Annotated in this window: 15 protein-coding genes; 5 read left to right on the plus strand and 10 right to left on the minus strand. The window is 61.2% G+C overall.

The annotated features are described in order from the left end of the window. The 3 genes from N005_RS16270 (at position 1) to N005_RS16280 (ending at position 3,322) form a co-directional block, all read left to right on the plus strand. A complete protein-coding gene (locus N005_RS16270; protein ID WP_047702112.1) occupies positions 1-945 on the plus strand; it encodes an ABC transporter permease in 945 nt (314 codons plus the stop codon). After that, complete coding sequence (locus tag N005_RS16275) at positions 935-1,753, plus strand: ABC transporter permease (RefSeq protein ID WP_047702113.1); 819 nt, start codon at positions 935-937, stop codon at positions 1,751-1,753. Before N005_RS16270 ends, N005_RS16275 begins: the two co-directional genes overlap by 11 nt. Before the next feature lie 144 nt (positions 1,754-1,897). Next, positions 1,898-3,322 carry a gamma-aminobutyraldehyde dehydrogenase gene (locus N005_RS16280; RefSeq protein ID WP_047702249.1) on the plus strand — a complete coding sequence of 475 codons (1,425 nt, stop codon included), beginning with the start codon at positions 1,898-1,900 and terminating at the stop codon, positions 3,320-3,322. Positions 3,323-3,380: 58 nt separating this feature from the next. On the opposite strand, the gene N005_RS16285 is transcribed toward N005_RS16280, so the two are convergent. From N005_RS16285 to N005_RS16295, 3 genes are all read right to left on the minus strand, one after another. Beyond that, entirely contained in the window at positions 3,381-3,782 is a 402-nt protein-coding gene (locus tag N005_RS16285; protein WP_047702114.1) for a type II toxin-antitoxin system VapC family toxin, read from the minus strand. Further along, a complete protein-coding gene (locus tag N005_RS16290; protein ID WP_047702115.1) occupies positions 3,782-4,027 on the minus strand; it encodes an AbrB/MazE/SpoVT family DNA-binding domain-containing protein in 246 nt (81 codons plus the stop codon). Before N005_RS16290 ends, N005_RS16285 begins: the two co-directional genes overlap by 1 nt. Before the next feature lie 114 nt (positions 4,028-4,141). Beyond that, a complete protein-coding gene (locus tag N005_RS16295) occupies positions 4,142-4,327 on the minus strand; it encodes a hypothetical protein (protein ID WP_047702116.1) in 186 nt (61 codons plus the stop codon). Positions 4,328-4,696: 369 nt separating this feature from the next. On the opposite strand from N005_RS16295, the gene N005_RS16300 reads away from it, so the two are divergent. Continuing rightward, positions 4,697-6,322 carry a glucan biosynthesis protein D gene (locus N005_RS16300; RefSeq protein WP_047702117.1) on the plus strand — a complete coding sequence of 542 codons (1,626 nt, stop codon included), beginning with the start codon at positions 4,697-4,699 and terminating at the stop codon, positions 6,320-6,322. A gap of 185 nt (positions 6,323-6,507) precedes the next feature. Here N005_RS16300 and N005_RS16305 read toward each other — a convergent pair whose 3' ends face one another. The 3 genes from N005_RS16305 to N005_RS16315 all read right to left on the minus strand — a co-directional run bounded on the left by N005_RS16305 (position 6,508) and on the right by N005_RS16315 (position 10,230). Next, the gene (locus tag N005_RS16305; RefSeq protein ID WP_047702118.1) at positions 6,508-7,614 is read right to left on the minus strand and encodes an NADH:flavin oxidoreductase/NADH oxidase; all 1,107 of its coding nucleotides are present in this window, start codon (positions 7,612-7,614) and stop codon (positions 6,508-6,510) included. A gap of 216 nt (positions 7,615-7,830) precedes the next feature. Further along, complete coding sequence (recJ, locus tag N005_RS16310; RefSeq protein WP_047702119.1) at positions 7,831-9,540, minus strand: single-stranded-DNA-specific exonuclease RecJ; 1,710 nt, start codon at positions 9,538-9,540, stop codon at positions 7,831-7,833. A 147-nt stretch (positions 9,541-9,687) separates the two neighbouring features. Further along, a complete protein-coding gene (locus tag N005_RS16315) occupies positions 9,688-10,230 on the minus strand; it encodes a YaeQ family protein (RefSeq protein WP_047702120.1) in 543 nt (180 codons plus the stop codon). 146 nt (positions 10,231-10,376) lie between these two features. Here N005_RS16315 and N005_RS16320 point away from each other — a divergent pair, with 146 nt between their 5' ends. Further along, positions 10,377-11,576, plus strand: a complete 1,200-nt coding sequence (locus N005_RS16320; RefSeq protein ID WP_047702121.1) for a CaiB/BaiF CoA transferase family protein — start codon at positions 10,377-10,379, stop codon at positions 11,574-11,576. Between the two features lie 215 nt (positions 11,577-11,791). On the opposite strand, the gene N005_RS16325 is transcribed toward N005_RS16320, so the two are convergent. From N005_RS16325 to N005_RS16340, 4 genes are all read right to left on the minus strand, one after another. Beyond that, positions 11,792-12,079 (minus strand): DUF3509 domain-containing protein, encoded by a 288-nt coding sequence (locus N005_RS16325; protein WP_047702122.1) that lies wholly within the window; start codon positions 12,077-12,079, stop codon positions 11,792-11,794. A 163-nt stretch (positions 12,080-12,242) separates the two neighbouring features. Continuing rightward, complete coding sequence (locus N005_RS16330) at positions 12,243-13,613, minus strand: transporter substrate-binding domain-containing protein (RefSeq protein ID WP_047702123.1); 1,371 nt, start codon at positions 13,611-13,613, stop codon at positions 12,243-12,245. A 121-nt stretch (positions 13,614-13,734) separates the two neighbouring features. Beyond that, positions 13,735-15,144 (minus strand): threonine synthase, encoded by a 1,410-nt coding sequence (thrC, locus tag N005_RS16335; protein WP_041024825.1) that lies wholly within the window; start codon positions 15,142-15,144, stop codon positions 13,735-13,737. A 103-nt stretch (positions 15,145-15,247) separates the two neighbouring features. Further along, entirely contained in the window at positions 15,248-16,552 is a 1,305-nt protein-coding gene (locus N005_RS16340; protein WP_047702124.1) for a homoserine dehydrogenase, read from the minus strand. Between the last annotated feature and the right edge of the window lie 60 nt (positions 16,553-16,612).

Below are 16,612 nucleotides of genomic sequence, written 5' to 3' on the forward strand. Positions count from 1 at the left end.
ATGAATACACTGGCCCTCCCCCGGACACCCGCGCCGGGCTCGCTGCGACGGTTTTCCAACCTGCTGTACCGGCGGCCCAACCTGTACCTGTCGATGCTGCTGGTGCCGCCGCTGATCTGGTTCGGCGCGATCTACCTGGGCTCGCTGCTGACCTTGCTGTGGCAAGGCTTCTACACCTTCGACGACTTCACCATGGCGGTCACGCCGGACCTGACCCTGGCGAATTTCACCGCGCTGTTCCAACCGTCGAATTTCGACATCATCCTGCGCACCGTGAGCATGGCCATCGCGGTGTCCATCGCCAGCGCCGTCGTCGCGTTTCCCATCGCCTATTACATGGCACGCTACACCAGCGGCAAGACCAAGGCGTTTTTCTACATCGCGGTGATGCTGCCGATGTGGGCCAGCTACATCGTCAAAGCCTATGCCTGGACATTGTTGCTGGCCAAGGGCGGCGTGGCGCAGTGGTTCATCCAGCACCTCGGCCTGGAGCCGGTGTTGCAGTTCGTATTGGGCATCCCCGGCGTCGGCGGCAGCACGTTGTCCACCTCGCACCTGGGACGCTTCCTGGTGTTTGTCTATATCTGGCTGCCGTTCATGATCCTGCCGATCCAGGCGTCCCTGGAGCGCCTGCCGCCCTCGCTGCTGCAAGCCTCGGCTGACCTGGGCGCCAGGCCCCGCCAGACGTTCATGCAAGTGGTCCTGCCGCTGTCGGTCCCAGGCATCGCCGCCGGGTCGATCTTCACCTTCTCGCTGACCCTGGGGGATTTCATCGTGCCTCAGCTGGTGGGCCCGCCGGGCTACTTCGTCGGCAGCATGGTCTACGCCCAGCAAGGCGCCATCGGCAACATGCCCATGGCCGCCGCCTTCACGCTGGTGCCCATCGTGCTGATCGCCCTTTACCTGTCTATCGTCAAGCGCCTGGGGGCTTTCGATGCACTCTGACTCTTCATCCCGGGCTTCTTGGGGTTTGCGCATCGCGGCGTGGGGCGGGCTGGTGTTCCTGCACTTCCCGATCCTGATCATCTTCCTCTACGCCTTCAACACCGAGGACGCCGCGTTCAGCTTCCCGCCCAAGGGCCTCACCCTGAAATGGTTCAGTGTGGCTTTCGGCCGTGCGGATGTACTGGAAGCGATCAAGTTGTCGTTGCAGGTGGCGAGTATCGCCACCCTGATCGCCATGGTGCTCGGCACGCTGGCCTCGGCTGCGCTGTACCGCCGAGATTTCTTCGGCAAGCAGGGAATTTCGCTGATGCTGATCCTGCCCATCGCCCTGCCGGGGATCATCACCGGCATTGCGCTGCTGGCCACGTTCAAGACCCTGGGCATCGAGCCGGGCATGTTCACCATCGTCGTCGGTCACGCCACCTTCTGTGTAGTGATCGTCTACAACAACGTCATCGCCCGGCTGCGCCGCACCTCCCATAGCCTGATCGAGGCCTCGATGGACCTGGGGGCGGATGGCTGGCAGACCTTCCGCTACATAATCCTGCCCAATCTCGGCTCGGCACTGCTGGCCGGCGGCATGCTGGCGTTCGCACTGTCGTTCGACGAAATCATTGTCACCACCTTCACCGCCGGCCACGAACGCACCCTGCCGCTCTGGTTGCTCAACCAGCTCAGCCGCCCCCGCGACGTGCCGGTGACCAACGTCGTCGCCATGCTGGTGATGCTGGTGACCATGCTGCCGATACTCGGCGCCTATTACCTGACCCGAGGGGGTGAGAGCGTGGCGGGTAGCGGGGGGAAATAACTCAGGCATGAACAGCGATGACCCATGTGGGAGCGAGCCTGCTCGCGAAAGCGATGGTCCAGTCAGTGCATGGGTTGCCTGATGGAACGCCTTCGCGAGCAGGCTCGCTCCCACAAAAAAACAACCACTTGAGAGGACATGGACATGCAAACCAAACTGCTGATCAACGGTCGCCTGGTGAACGGCGAAGGTCCCGGACAAGCCGTGTTCAATCCGGCGCTGGGCCGGGTGCTAGTGGAAATCAACGAAGCCAGCGAAGCCCAGGTCGACGCCGCCGTGCGCGCCGCCGATGACGCCTTCGACAGCTGGTCGCAGGTCCCGCCCAAGGACCGCTCCTTGCTGCTGCTCAAACTGGCCGACGCTATCGAGGCCCATGGCGAAGAACTGGCAAAGCTGGAATCGGACAACTGCGGTAAACCCCTGGGCGCAGCCCTCAACGATGAGATCCCGGCCATTGCCGACGTGTTCCGTTTCTTCGCCGGTGCCAGTCGCTGCATGAACGGCTCGGCGGGAGGCGAATACCTGCCGGGGCATACCTCGATGATCCGTCGCGACCCGGTGGGCGTCATCGCCTCCATCGCGCCCTGGAACTATCCGCTGATGATGGTTGCCTGGAAAATCGCCCCGGCCCTGGCCGCCGGCAACACCGTGGTGCTCAAGCCGTCGGAACAGACGCCCCTGACGGCGTTGCGCCTGGCGGAGCTGGCCTCGGAGATTTTCCCGGCGGGTGTACTCAACGTGGTGTTCGGTCGCGGGCAGACCGTCGGCCAGCCGCTGGTCACCCACCCGAAAGTGCGCATGGTCTCGCTGACCGGCTCCATCGCCACGGGCTCGCACATCATTTCCAGCACCGCCGACAGCGTCAAACGCACCCACATGGAACTGGGCGGCAAGGCCCCGGTGATCATCTTCGACGACGCCGACATCGACGCCGCCGTGGAAGGCATCCGCACCTTCGGTTTCTACAACGCCGGCCAGGATTGCACCGCGGCCTGTCGCATCTATGCCCAGCAAGGCATCTATGACCAGTTCGTGGAAAAGCTCGGCGCCGCGGTGGGCAGCATCAAGTACGGCCTGCAAACCGCACCTGACACCGAGATGGGTCCGCTGATCACCGCCCAGCATCGCGACCGCGTGGCCGGGCTCGTCGAGCGCGCCATCGCCCAGCCGCATATCCGTCTGATCACCGGTGGCAAGGCCGTGGACGGCAACGGGTTCTTCTTCGAACCGACGGTACTGGCCGATGCCCAGCAAGACGACGAGATCGTGCGCCGGGAGGTCTTCGGCCCGGTGGTGTCCGTCACGCCGTTCCTCGATGAAGCCCAGGTGCTGGATTGGGCCAATGATTCGGACTACGGCCTGGCCTCATCGGTATGGACCCGCGACATCGGCCGGGCCCATCGCCTCTCGGCACGCCTGCAATACGGCTGCACCTGGGTGAATACCCACTTCATGCTCGTCAGCGAAATGCCCCATGGCGGTCAGAAACATTCCGGGTATGGCAAAGACATGTCCATGTACGGGCTGGAGGACTACACGGTGGTGCGGCATGTGATGTTCAAGCATTGATCCGAAGAGCCCATCACGCCACGACCGGGCAACAAACCTGGTCGTGGTCAGGCGAGGGTCAGTAAGGCACTATCAATTCGACCGAGGGGAAATAGTTGCGGTAACGTTTGGCATCCCGGGTCAACAAAGTCAGGCCCTTCACAGCGGCATGGGCGCCAATGAAAAAATCGGCCAGTACATTAGTCTTTCCGCCACCTACCTTGCGATAGCGCACAAAAGCCTTGCCGGCCAAAAACAACGCCGGTCGAGGTATCTCCAGCATCAACAGACCCAGTTCAGTAACAGCCTCATCCAATGCTTCAAAAGTGGAAAAAGTCTGGGAGAGTTCGGCATAGACAATCGGGTTGATGGCGAGGTCATGGATCTGGGATTGGGCACGCAACTGCTGGATGGACCAGTCAGCCCAAACAGGGTCGTCTTCCAGAACATCAATCAACACGTTGGTGTCGACCAACACCATCAATCGTCACCTCGTAACAGCGCCATCAGCTCATCGGTGCGCCACTTGATATCCGCCTTGCCACGGGCAGCTTCGAAGCGATCGCGAACCTCTTTTTCTGCGGTTGGAGGCTTACCGGCCTGCAGCACCACTTCTCCCTGTGCGTTAACACTGAACTCGACCGCACAACCTGGAATCAGGTGCAACGCATCGCGAATGGGCTTGGGAATGGTGACCTGCCCCTTACTTGTCATTGTCGTCGACACTGTCTTCTCCTTCAATGTATTACCTCAACAAGAAAAGTAATACTTCAAGTACGAACCTGCAACCGCCGCTGATCGTAGGCAAACGCTCTTTGCCTCTTGGGAAAATGCGGCATTTCAAAACCGCGAAACACTCCTCATCGCATCCACCAGGTAACGCATGGCGATCCGGTCGTTTTCCGACAGCTCGCGGTAGCGTTCCACCAGTCGCAGTTCCTCCAGGCTAAGGCGCCGCGTCCGGCGCGCGCTGTGCAGGCATGGAAAGAGCCCCAGCATTTCGGCAATGCCCTGTAGTTTCGTCATGAACGGTGTCCTTGTGTACGTCGAATTGATTCCCGGAGCCCGCCGGGCCCGCGGCCGGAACCCCTTTGCCAAGCTAAAGAATAGGGGCGATTCACACAGCGAGGAGGCAGTTTTAGAGTAATTAGTCAAAAAAATGCAGAGGCCTCCAAGAAAAAAGAAATATCTGTAAGGAAATTTAACCAAGGCACGCTTTCCTTTTCTCAGTCGTCGACGTATCCCCTATGATTTTGCGCCTCGGTGAACCGATCCGATTCTCAGGCATCTGTTTTAACGTTCGTTTGGCCAAAGGCATGTCCGAACTCCTTTATCAGTTGTATCAGTCCCTGTTGCCAGGAACGGCTGGGGATTGTTTCGAGAAAGGTTGTATTTATGCATCGCAGGAACCTGCTCAAGGCCTCCATGGCTTTTGCCGCCTATACCGGACTCTCGGCTTCAGGCCTCATGGCCGCACGCGCCTGGGCCGCCGATCGGACGGCAGACGGCGAAGCCCGTCCCTTCGACTTCAAGACCTTGAAAGACCAGGCCAAGCGGCTGGCCGGACAACGGTACGTCGATACCAAGCAAGTCTTGCCAGAAACCCTGGCAATGATGTCGCCACTGCAGTTCAACGCTATCCGGTATGACGCCAACCATTCGCTGTGGAATGAGCTGGATGGCCAACTGGACGTACAGTTTTTCCACGTCGGCATGGGTTTCAAGCAGCCGGTGCGCATGCACAGTGTCGATCCGAAGACCCGCCAGGCCCGTGAAGTGCATTTTCGCCCGGAGTTGTTCAACTACGAGAAAACCACGGTCAACACCGCGCAACTGAAGGGTGACCTGGGGTTCTCCGGGTTCCGTGCCTTCAAGGCACCGGAGCTGGACCGGCACGACATCGTTTCGTTTCTGGGCGCCAGTTATTTCCGCGCCGTGGACGCCAGCGGCCAGTACGGGCTGTCGGCCCGCGGATTGGCAATCGATACGTACGCCAAGCACCGCGAGGAATTTCCGGACTTCACCCAGTTCTGGTTCGAAACCCCGGACAAGAACAGCACCCGCTTCGTGGTCTATGCCCTGCTCGATTCCCCCAGCGCCACCGGGGCTTATCGCTTCGATATCGACTGCCAGCCCACCCGGGTCGTGATGGAAGTCGATGCCCACATCAACGCCCGGACCGCCATCGAGCAACTGGGCATTGCGCCGATGACCAGCATGTTCAGTTGCGGCACTGTCGAGCGACGCATGTGCGACACCATTCACCCGCAGATCCACGACTCCGACCGACTGGCCATGTGGCGCGGCAATGGCGAATGGGTCTGTCGCCCGCTGAACAACCCCGCCACCCTGCAATTCAACGCCTTTGCCGACAAGAACCCGAAAGGCTTCGGTCTGGTGCAGACCGACCATAGCTTCGAGAGCTACCAGGACACGGTGGACTGGTACAGCAAGCGTCCAAGCCTGTGGGTCGAGCCGACAACGGCCTGGGGCGAAGGCTCTGTGGATCTGTTGGAAATTCCTACGACCGGCGAAACCCTGGATAACATCGTCGCGTTCTGGTCACCGAAGAAACCGGTCGCGGCCGGCGACTCGCTGAACTACGGCTACAAACTCTACTGGAGCGCCCTGCCACCGGTGAGCACGGAACTGGCCCAGGTCCACGCGAGCCGTTCCGGCATGGGTGGGTTCATCGAAGGCTGGGCACCGGGCGAGCATTACCCGACCGTCTGGGCAAGACGCTTTGCCGTGGACTTCAGTGGCGGCGGCCTCGACCAGCTACCTCCTGGCACCGGTATCGAACCGGTGGTGACCTGCTCCCATGGCGAGGTGAAGGACTTCAATGTGCTGGTGGTGGATGCCATCAAGGGCTATCGCATTACCTTCGATTGGTACCCGACCGACGACCGTGTGGACCCTGTGGAGATGCGCCTGTTCATTCGCACCAAGGACCGGACCCTGAGCGAGACCTGGCTGTACCAGTACTTCCCGCCGGCGCCGGATAAGCGCAAGTATCCCTGATGGTTGTTGATCGTCCGGGCTGGCCCCAATCGCGAGCAGGCTCGCTCCCACACAGTGATCTCATTGCATAGGGATTCCTTGTGGGAGCGAGCCTGCTCGCGATGAGGCCAGCCCAGGCAGCGAAAATATCGGATAAAGAAAAGCCCCGGCCAAAACGACCGGGGCTTTGTTTTCCCAGGGAACCGTCAGTCCCGCAGATCCGACTCATGAATCGGCTGGTCCCGATGGGTCGCCCGCTGATACTGCGCCGGCCAGACAGCCTTGCGTCCGCCCAGGTCATCGTCGGCATGCAGTGCCCAGTAAGGATCGCGCAACAACTCGCGGGCCAGGAAAATGATGTCGGCCTGACAGGTGCGCAGAATGTGCTCGGCCTGGGCCGGTTCGGTGATCATGCCGACGGTGCCGGTGGCGATTTCCGATTCCTTGCGCACCCGTTCAGCAAAACGCGTCTGGTAACCCGGACCGGTGGGGATTTCCGCATTCGCCGCGGTACCGCCCGATGACACATCGATCAGGTCCACCCCCAATGCCCTGAATCGCCGCGCCAACTCGACGGTCTCGTCGGGGTTCCAGCCGTCCTCGACCCAGTCGGTGGCCGAGACGCGCACGAACACCGGCAACTCCTGAGGCCATACGGCCCTGACCGCTTCGGTGACCTGCAGCACCAGCCGGATCCGGTTTTCGAACGACCCACCATATTGATCGCGCCGCTGATTGCTCAGCGGAGACAGGAACTGATGCAGCAGGTAACCATGGGCCGCGTGGACCTCGACCACCTTGAACCCGGCCGTCAAGGCGCGTCTGGCCGCCTCCACGAACGCCTGGATGACAGCATTGATCTGTCCTTCGTCCAGTTGGGACGGCTGCGTGTGCTGCGGGTCGAAGGCAATCGGCGAGGGACCGACCGGCACCCAGCCGCCATCCGCGGGCTTCACGCTGCCATGCTTGCCCAACCAGGGCCGCCAGGTACTGGCCTTGCGCCCGGCGTGGGCCAATTGAATGCCCGGCACAGCGCCCTGGGCGGTGATGAAACGGGTGATGCGTTGCAGGGGTTCGATCTGTTCATCGTTCCACAGCCCCAGGTCCTGGGCGGTGATGCGGCCGTCGGCGGTGACCGCGGTGGCTTCGGTGAATACCAGGCCGGCGCCGCCCACGGCACGGCTGCCGAGGTGCACCAGGTGCCAGTCGTTGGCCAGGCCATCGACGCTCGAATACTGGCACATCGGTGATACCGCGATGCGATTGGGCAGGGTCAATTGGCGTACGGTATAGGGTTCAAGCAGCAGACTCATGGGGCACCTCTTCGAATCAGTGGGCAGGCTCCAGGTTCTGTTTGAAAAGTCGACGAGTGACAAAAGGTGCAGCACCCGCCCCCGCGGGCAAAGAAAATGGACAAGACGTCACAAGGGCTATCAACCAGTGTTTAGAGCCTAGTCGACAACCGGAGGGACGGGAGGGTTCAGAACTAAAAACTGACCTTGTGGCGAGGGGTGGTCGGCAGTGCAGGCCTACCGCGGCTCGATATGGGCAATCATCAACTGCACCGTTTCCTGGCCACGAAACTCGTTGAGGTCGAGTTTGTAGGCCAGTTCGACCCAGCGCACCGTCGGGTTCGGCCAGACGTCGCGGTCGATGCCGAAGGCGATGCCATCGAGCTTCACCGAACCGCACTCGCTCTTGAGGACCACCTTCAGGTGCCGTTCGCCCACCACCCGCTGCTCCACCAGCTGGAACACGCCGTGGAACATCGGCTCCGGAAAATGCTGGCCCCAGGGTCCGGCATGGCGCAGGGCCCGGGCCAGTTCCAGGTGGAATTCTTCCACCGCCAGGGTGCCATCGGACAGCAGGCGCCCGGTCAGGTCTTCCTCACGCAATTGCCTGCGCACTTCCGCATCGAAAGCCTCGGCGAACAACGGGAAATTTGCCTCGGGCAATGACAGCCCCGCCGCCATGGCATGCCCGCCGTACTTGGTGATCAAGGTCGGATGCTGCGCCGCCACGACGCTCAGGGCGTCGCGAATATGAAATCCCTGCACCGAACGGCCAGAGCCCTTGAGCATGCCGTCTCCGGCATCGGCGAAAGCAATGGTCGGACGGAAGTAACGCTCTTTCATGCGCGAGGCGAGGATGCCGATGACGCCCTGGTGCCATTGCGGATCGAACAGGCAGAGACCGAACGGCATCGACTCCACCGGCAGCTCCTTGAGCTGAGCCAACGCCTCACGCTGCATGCCCTGCTCGATGGATTTGCGATCCTGGTTCATGCCATCCAGTTGCGCGGCCATCTCCCGGGCCTGCGCCTCGTCGTCGGTGAGCAGGCATTCGATGCCCAGGCTCATGTCGTCCAGGCGCCCCGCCGCATTCAGGCGCGGCCCCAGGATGAAGCCGAGATCGGTGGAGGTAATGCGCGAGTGATCACGCCTGGCCACTTCCAGGATGGCCTTGATGCCAGGGCGGGCGCGCCCGGCACGGATACGCTCCAGGCCCTGATGCACGAGGATCCGGTTGTTGGCGTCCAGAGGCACCACGTCGGCCACACTGCCCAGGGCCACCAGGTCCAGCAGTTCACCGATGCTCGGCTGCGGCTTGCTGGCGTACCAACCCTGGCTGCGCAGCCGTGCGCGCAGGGCCATCAGCACATAGAAAATCACCCCGACACCGGCCAGCGCCTTGCTCGGGAATTCGCAGCCCGGCTGGTTCGGATTGACGATGGCATCGGCCGCCGGCAACTCGGTGCCCGGCAAGTGGTGGTCGGTCACCAGCACTTTGAGCCCGGCCGCTTTCGCGGCGGCCACGCCTTCCACGCTGGAAATGCCGTTATCCACCGTGATCAGCAGTTGCGGCTCGCGGGTCAGGGCGACTTCGACGATTTCCGGGGTCAGCCCATAGCCGTATTCGAAGCGATTGGGCACCAGATAGTCGACATGGGCCGCGCCCAGCAGGCGCAGCCCCAACAGGCCCACGGTACTGGCCGTCGCGCCGTCCGCATCGAAGTCGCCGACGATCAGGATCCGTTGGCGCTGCTCCAGGGCCGCCACCAGGAGATCCACCGCCGCATCGATGCCCTTGAGCTGCTGGAAGGGAATCAGGCGCGCCAGGCTCTTGTCCAGTTCGGCCTCGGACTGCACGCCACGCGCCGCGTAAAGGCGGGTCAGCAGGGGCGGCAGGTCACCGAGGAACGGCAGGGTGTCGGGGAGCTGGCGGGGTTCTATGCGCATGGGGAGACAGACATTCTTCTATGGGTCATTGAAACTATCGGCAAAAGAGCTGCATGTGGGAGCGAGCCTGCTCGCGATAGCGGTATGTCAGTCGCTGAGTAGCGAGATCGTCCACCGCTATCGCGAGCAGGCTCGCTCCCACAGAAATCAACCACGCTCGCCCAGCAACCATTGCAACTGGACTTCATGCTGGCCACGGTCGTCGGTCACGAACACTGTCCCTTCGCTGATCATGACATCCCACTTGATCACGCGGGGCATGTCCTGGGCCAGGGTTTCCAGCACGTCCTGGGGCACGGCGGCGATGTTGACGTTCTTCAGGCCCTTTATCGCCGGGATCACCTTGCCTTCCCAGACCCGCAGGCTGCCATAAGCCAGCAGGCTGGTGCGTTCGGTACGGCGGGAGCACCAGGTCAGGCGATCGACGTCGGGCTGACCGACTTCAATCCAGTGCAGCACCCGGTCATCCAGGCTTTTTTCCCACAGCGCTGGTTCATCGACATCTGACAGACCGCGACCAAACGACAGCAGCTCGTTGTACCAGAGCGCGTAGGCCAACAGTCGCACGGTCATGCGCTCCTCGGTTTCCGAAGGATGGCGGGCGATGGTTTGCTTCACATTCTCGTAGACGTTGCGGTCGAGGTCGGTGAGGTTCAGTTCAAACTTGTAGGTCGTGGACGGCTGGGCCATGAACGGGCTTCTTGATACGTGGAAAGGCGGCAAGTCTAACCGATGAAACGGCAAATCCACGAATTGCCGACCATCAACCTGCGGCGACTGGCGCTGGCCTATGATAAAACGCTCCATTCGTTCCGTTTTGTCCTACAGGATCTTTCATGTCGCTCACAGCCAAACCCCTCGCCGGGGTCAAAGTCATCGAACTCGGCACCCTGATCGCCGGGCCTTTTGCCTCGCGGATCTGTGCGGAATTCGGTGCCGAAGTGGTCAAGGTCGAGTCGCCCGACGGCGGTGACCCGCTGCGCAAGTGGCGCAAGTTGTATGAAGGCACCTCCCTGTGGTGGTTCGTCCAGGCGCGCAACAAGAAATCTCTGACCCTGAACCTGAAACATCCCGACGGCCTGGCGATCCTGAAACAGTTGATTGGCGAAGCCGACATCCTGATCGAGAACTTTCGCCCCGGCGTACTGGAAAAGCTCGGCCTGGGCTGGGAGGTTCTGCACGCACTGAATCCGAAGCTGGTGATGGTGCGCCTCTCCGGGTTCGGCCAGACCGGGCCGATGAAAGATCAGCCCGGGTTCGGCGCAGTGGGCGAATCCATGGGCGGCCTGCGTTACATCACCGGGTTCGAAGACCGCCCGCCGGTGCGCACCGGGATTTCCATCGGTGACTCCATTGCCGCCCTCTGGGGCGTGATTGGCGCACTGATGGCCCTGCGTCATCGCGAAGTCAACGGCGGCAGCGGACAAGTGGTGGACGTGGCGTTGTACGAGGCGATATTCGCCATGATGGAAAGCATGGTGCCGGAGTTCGACGTGTTCGGTTTCATCCGCGAGCGCACCGGCAATATCATGCCCGGTATCACCCCGTCGTCGATTCACACCAGCGCCGATGGCAAGCACGTGCAGATCGGCGCCAATGGCGACGCGATCTTCAAGCGGTTCATGCAACTTATCGGTCGTGACGACCTGGCCGATGACCCGCAACTGGCCAGCAACGACGGCCGTGACAGTCGCCGCGACGAGCTGTACGGCGTCATAGACCGCTGGGTCAATTCACTGCCGCTCGATACCGTCATCGAACAGTTGAACCGCGCAGACGTGCCGGCCAGCCGGATCTTCAGCGCCGAAGACATGTTCAACGACCCACAATTCCTGGCCCGTGAAATGTTCCTGCAAGCCAAGCTGCCGGACGGCAAGGCGTTCAAGATGCCGGGCATCGTACCGAAACTGTCCGACACGCCGGGCAGCGCCGAATGGGTCGGGCCCACGCTCGGGGAACATAATGCCCAGGTGCTTGGCGAACTTGGCTACGATGCGCAGCAAGTCGCTCGCCTGCGCGCGGAGGGGGCGATCTGAAGCTGCCGAACGTGGAACCGCCCGTTGGGCCTTTCCACGTCGGGCAGGAAAACGACAGGCAAAAAGAAACCCCGAGAAGTGGGGAGACGACTCGGGGTTAAACGTGACCATTCGAGGTCCGTGCAACAAGCGACAAGCACCGGAGCACAATGCTCGATCTTGCTGGTAAAAGGTCTGACTCCACAGGTGGTAGGAAGGTTCCCACAACCTGCCATTCAATTCGCTGCGGTCATGACCTTGTCGCGATCCAGATTACGCAGTGCCGCGATCACACAGGGCTCCAGGCGCCCCTCGGCGATCAATACATCCCGATGCAGACCATCGACCACATCCGTCAGTTGACGCTTGTCGGTCAATTGCGCCTGATTGAACACCCGCTCAACCATGATGGCTCCAGAAGCATTCTTCAGCGTCACAAGGCATTCGCCACCGGCGCCGGACGGGGTCAGCGTGACCTGATACGGGCTCAAAGCCTCACCCAGCAATAGGCTGATACTTTCCATTCGATCACCCTTCAATAGTCCGAAAACAACTGCGTGTACACAGTAAATGACCGTGGGCCGCAGCAGAAAGTTCGTCAGCGCACCGAACCGGCGCTGTTCAACCGAGCATGCGCGTTCAATATGACAGGGAAACAACAGCGTTCGCGGGCAACGCGTACTTGCATCAGGCCAGGATCCTCTGCGAACGCCGCCATCGCCGCCCGGCATCGCTCCAGCCGCCCAGAAGACCGCGCAACTGTCCATCGGCGCCGTAGAACGGCACCGACCAATGGTGGATATCCCGTAACCCACTATTGAACATCACCTGGCGGTCGCTGAAGCGGGACTGTCCGGTTCGCAGCTGCTCCATCATTTCTCCGTGCAGCAATTCGGCGGTGGCCGCCGGAAACGCGGGGCAGTCGGTCAGTCGTGTTCCTCGCAGCTTTTCGAAGCGGGTCGCGAACTGTTCTTCGTAGCTCTTGTTGCACATGAGCAGGCGTCCCTCCAGATCACGGATGAAAATCGGATCGGGGATGGCATCCATCAAGGCCCTCTGGAGCATCACCTGGTCGCTGAGCACCGCTTCGGCCTTTTGACGTTGATCGATCTGTATCTGCAGGCGGCGACTCCACAGCAGCGACAGAAGACCGGAGACGCCGAGCACGACGACGCACCAGTAGCCCCACTGGGACACCCGCAACCAAAGCGACGGCGTCTTGCTGGGGATGACACCCGCCATCCACTTGGAACGCAGGGCACGCATTTCCTCGGCCGGAAACGCTTCCAGTGCCTTGTTCAGGATACTCAGCAGCGGCAGCAGATCCTGACGTACAGCCAGATAGTCCGGCTCCCACTTGCCATCGAGGTTTTTTCCTACCTTCAACTGTCCTGCCGGATAGAGATGCACCCCGGTTTCGTTTTCGATGGTGGCATGGGCTTCGCCACTTTCGACCAGCGCCCTCGCTTCTGCGTAGGTCTTGACCGTGCGCAGCGCGACGGTGGGGTGATCACGGCGGATTTCCGTCTCCAGGGCATGCCGCGCCGGCAGCGCCAGGATCTTCCCCTCCAGCTGTTCCAGCGAACGGAGCGCCGGCTCTCCGTCGCGACCGACGAATACCCAGCCGGAACCGCCAAAAGCATGACTGAAGTTGAGGAAATCCCGGCGTTCGTCGTTCATCGCCATGGTGGTCGTCATGTCGGCCTCGCCCCGTTCCAGCATCGCCAGCAACTGGTCGGGAGAGAACGACTCCCGGTGTACGAATTCGAGGCCCGTCATGCGTGCAATGCGCAAGAGAATGTCGTTGTTCAGGCCGTTCCATTGCCCACGTTCATTCTTGAACAGGTACAACGGAAACTGCATCGAGGCCACGACGACCCTGGGGTGCTCCTGGATCCACTGCAATTCCTGCGCGTCCAGCACCAGCCGCTCGCCGGACTGAAATGGCGGCGCTTCAAAGGCTGCCAATTGTGCCGCCACGCTCCATTGCATCCAGCACATCAAGACCAGCCCTGTCATCCAGCTCAGTGCTGGTTTGCATTTGATAAAAAACAACATCTGCATTTCCTTCGAGATGACTCGCCCGTCCCTCCCAGGGGCGAAAACCCGATCAGTTTGGCATGCAGAAACAAGAAAGCCCGTCAGGAGACGGGCTTCAAAATGTGACAGGTTTCAGCGATCAGAGAGGCTTGCCGCGGTTGCCATGCTGACTGACAAAGGCCTGCACGGCTTTCAGGTCATTAGGCAGCACTGTGCAGCGCTCTTCTCGCTCAAACAAATCCGAAAGATGTGCAGGTAGTTCAAGCGCTTTTCCTACACCCGCTTTCTCCACCGCTTCCGGGAACTTGACCGGGTGAGCGGTCCCCAGGATCACCATGGGGATATCCAGGCTGCGGCGGCACTCACGGGCAGCCCGCACGCCGATGGCGGTGTGCGGATCAAGCAGCTCGCCGCTCTGCCCGAACACCTCGGCAATGGTTTCGCAAGTCTGCGCGTCATCCACTGCCAGGGAGTCGAACAACTTGCGGGCTTCGGTCCAGCGCTCGGCCTCGACGCTGAAACCGCCACCTTGGCGGAAACTGTCCATCAGGCCGGCAATCGCCGCACCGTTGCGACCGTGCAGGTCGAACAACAAGCGCTCGAAGTTCGACGACACCATGATGTCCATGGAAGGCGACAGCGTGGCGTGCAGGGTTTCCTTGACGTACTGGTTGCCGCTCATGAAGCGGTGCAGGATGTCGTTGCGGTTGGTGGCGACGATCAATTGATTGATCGGCAGGCCCATGTTGCGCGCCAGGTAGCCGGCGAAGATGTCGCCAAAGTTGCCGGTAGGCACCGAGAACGACACCGAACGGGCCGGACCGCCCAGTTGCAGGGCCGCGTGGAAGTAATAAACGATCTGGGCCATGATCCGCGCCCAGTTGATCGAGTTCACTGCCACCAGCCGCGTGCCCTTGAGGAAGCCCTGGTCGGCGAAACTGGCCTTGACCATTTCCTGGCAGTCATCGAAGTTGCCTTCGATGGCGATGTTGTGGATGTTATCGCCGAAGATCGTCGTCATCTGCCGGCGTTGCACTTCCGAGACACGGTTGTGCGGATGCAGGATGAAGATGTCGACGTTCTCGCAGTGCTTGCAGCCTTCGATGGCGGCCGAGCCGGTGTCGCCGGAGGTAGCCCCGACGATGACCACACGCTCGCCACGCTTTTGCAGCACGTAGTCCAGCAGACGACCGAGCAGTTGCAGGGCGAAATCCTTGAACGCCAGGGTCGGTCCGTGGAACAGCTCCATCACCCATTCGTTACCGTTGAGCTGACGCAGCGGGGCAATGGCGTTGTGGGAAAAGACGCCATAGGTCTCTTCCAGGATCTTCTTGAAGTCGGCGTCCGGGATGCTGCCGGTGACGAACGGGCGCATGACCCGGAAAGCCAGCTCGTGATACGGCAGGCCGGCCCAGGAGGCAATTTCTTCCTGGGTGAAACGCGGCAGATTTTCCGGCACGTAGAGGCCGCCATCCGTGGCCAGGCCGGCCAGCAGGACATCTTCGAAATTCAGGGCCGGTGCCTGGCCGCGGGTGCTGATATAGCGCATGGGGACAAACCTTTGGTTTGAGCTTCGAGCTTCAAGCTACAAGCTACAAGTAGAAGCGATCCGCTTTCAACTTGTAGCTTGTGGCTTGCCGCCTGCAGCTGAATTAATTCAGATGTTCGACGCGGATACGGACCACAGGGCCAACGACGTCCTGCAGCGCCTCCAGCGCAGCGATGGCGTCGTTGATACGCTGCTCGAGCACGCGGTGGGTCAGCAGGATCATCGGCACCAGGCCGTCGTGCTCCTCGACTTCCTTCTGCATGATCGACTCGATGTTGATGCCGCGCTCCGACAGGATGCTCGCCACCTGGGCCAGTACGCCCGGATGGTCCTTGGCCTGGATGCGCAAGTAGTAGGCACTTTCGCACGCTTCGATCGGAAGAATCGGATGAGCCGACAGCGAGTCCGGTTGGAACGCCAGGTGCGGCACACGGTTTTCCGGATCGGACGTCATGGCGCGTACCACGTCCACCAGGTCGGCCACGACCGACGAGGCGGTCGGTTCCATGCCGGCGCCGGCGCCGTAGAACAGGGTCGAACCAGAGGCATCGCCGTTGACCATCACGGCGTTCATCACACCGTTGACGTTGGCGAGCAGGCGGTCGGCCGGGATCAGCGTCGGATGCACGCGCAGCTCGATGCCGCTGGCGGTGCTGCGGGCAACCCCCAGGTGCTTGATGCGGTAGCCCAGAGCTTCGGCATAGTTCACGTCAGCGGTGGTCAACTGGGTGATGCCTTCGGTGTAGGCCTTGTCGAACTGCAGCGGGATACCAAAGGCGATGGACGCCAGGATCGTCAGCTTGTGTGCCGCATCGATGCCTTCCACGTCGAACGTTGGATCGGCCTCGGCGTAACCCAGGGCCTGGGCTTCGGTGAGCACGTCTTCGAAGGTCCGGCCTTTCTCGCGCATTTCGGTGAGAATGAAGTTACCGGTGCCGTTGATGATACCGGCTACCCAATTGATGCGGTTGGCCGACAGGCCTTCACGGATCGCCTTGATCACCGGGATGCCACCGGCCACGGCGGCTTCGAACGCCACGATCACGCCTTTTTCACGGGCCTTGGCGAAGATTTCGTTACCGTGCACCGCGATCAGCGCCTTGTTGGCGGTGACTACGTGCTTGCCGTTCTCGATGGCCTTGAGCACCAGCTCACGGGCAACGGTGTAGCCGCCCATCAACTCGATGACGATATCGACTTCAGGGTTGGCCGCCACGGCAAATACGTCGTTGGTAATCGAAATACCGGTCGTCTGGAACTGAGGCTTTGGCGTACGCATGGCAATTTGTGCCACTTCGATTCCACGCCCGGCGCGGCGGGCAATCTCCTCGGCGTTACGCTGAAGTACGTTGAAGGTGCCGCCACCGACGGTACCTAACCCACAGATGCCTACTTTGACCGGATTCACTCTTGACTCCCCATGAAACGGCCGACACAAGGTCGGCCGTGAAATACAGCCGCGCAGCAA

Source organism: Pseudomonas mediterranea CFBP 5447 (genome assembly GCF_000774145.1).
Lineage (GTDB): Bacteria > Pseudomonadota > Gammaproteobacteria > Pseudomonadales > Pseudomonadaceae > Aquipseudomonas > Aquipseudomonas mediterranea.

Excerpts from the sequence above, each read along its gene's own strand:
- N005_RS16270 (WP_047702112.1), top strand. The coding sequence starts at position 1 with ATGAATACACTGGCCCTCCCCCGGACACCCGCGCCGGGCTCGCTGCGA.
- N005_RS16275 (WP_047702113.1), top strand. The coding sequence starts at position 935 with ATGCACTCTGACTCTTCATCCCGGGCTTCTTGGGGTTTGCGCATCGCG.
- N005_RS16280 (WP_047702249.1), top strand. The coding sequence starts at position 1,898 with ATGCAAACCAAACTGCTGATCAACGGTCGCCTGGTGAACGGCGAAGGT.
- N005_RS16285 (WP_047702114.1), bottom strand. The coding sequence starts at position 3,782 with ATGGTGTTGGTCGACACCAACGTGTTGATTGATGTTCTGGAAGACGAC.
- N005_RS16295 (WP_047702116.1), bottom strand. The coding sequence starts at position 4,327 with ATGACGAAACTACAGGGCATTGCCGAAATGCTGGGGCTCTTTCCATGC.
- N005_RS16300 (WP_047702117.1), top strand. The coding sequence starts at position 4,697 with ATGCATCGCAGGAACCTGCTCAAGGCCTCCATGGCTTTTGCCGCCTAT.
- N005_RS16305 (WP_047702118.1), bottom strand. The coding sequence starts at position 7,614 with ATGAGTCTGCTGCTTGAACCCTATACCGTACGCCAATTGACCCTGCCC.
- recJ (WP_047702119.1), bottom strand. The coding sequence starts at position 9,540 with ATGCGCATAGAACCCCGCCAGCTCCCCGACACCCTGCCGTTCCTCGGT.
- N005_RS16315 (WP_047702120.1), bottom strand. The coding sequence starts at position 10,230 with ATGGCCCAGCCGTCCACGACCTACAAGTTTGAACTGAACCTCACCGAC.
- N005_RS16320 (WP_047702121.1), top strand. The coding sequence starts at position 10,377 with ATGTCGCTCACAGCCAAACCCCTCGCCGGGGTCAAAGTCATCGAACTC.
- N005_RS16325 (WP_047702122.1), bottom strand. The coding sequence starts at position 12,079 with ATGGAAAGTATCAGCCTATTGCTGGGTGAGGCTTTGAGCCCGTATCAG.
- N005_RS16330 (WP_047702123.1), bottom strand. The coding sequence starts at position 13,613 with ATGTTGTTTTTTATCAAATGCAAACCAGCACTGAGCTGGATGACAGGG.
- thrC (WP_041024825.1), bottom strand. The coding sequence starts at position 15,144 with ATGCGCTATATCAGCACCCGCGGCCAGGCACCGGCCCTGAATTTCGAA.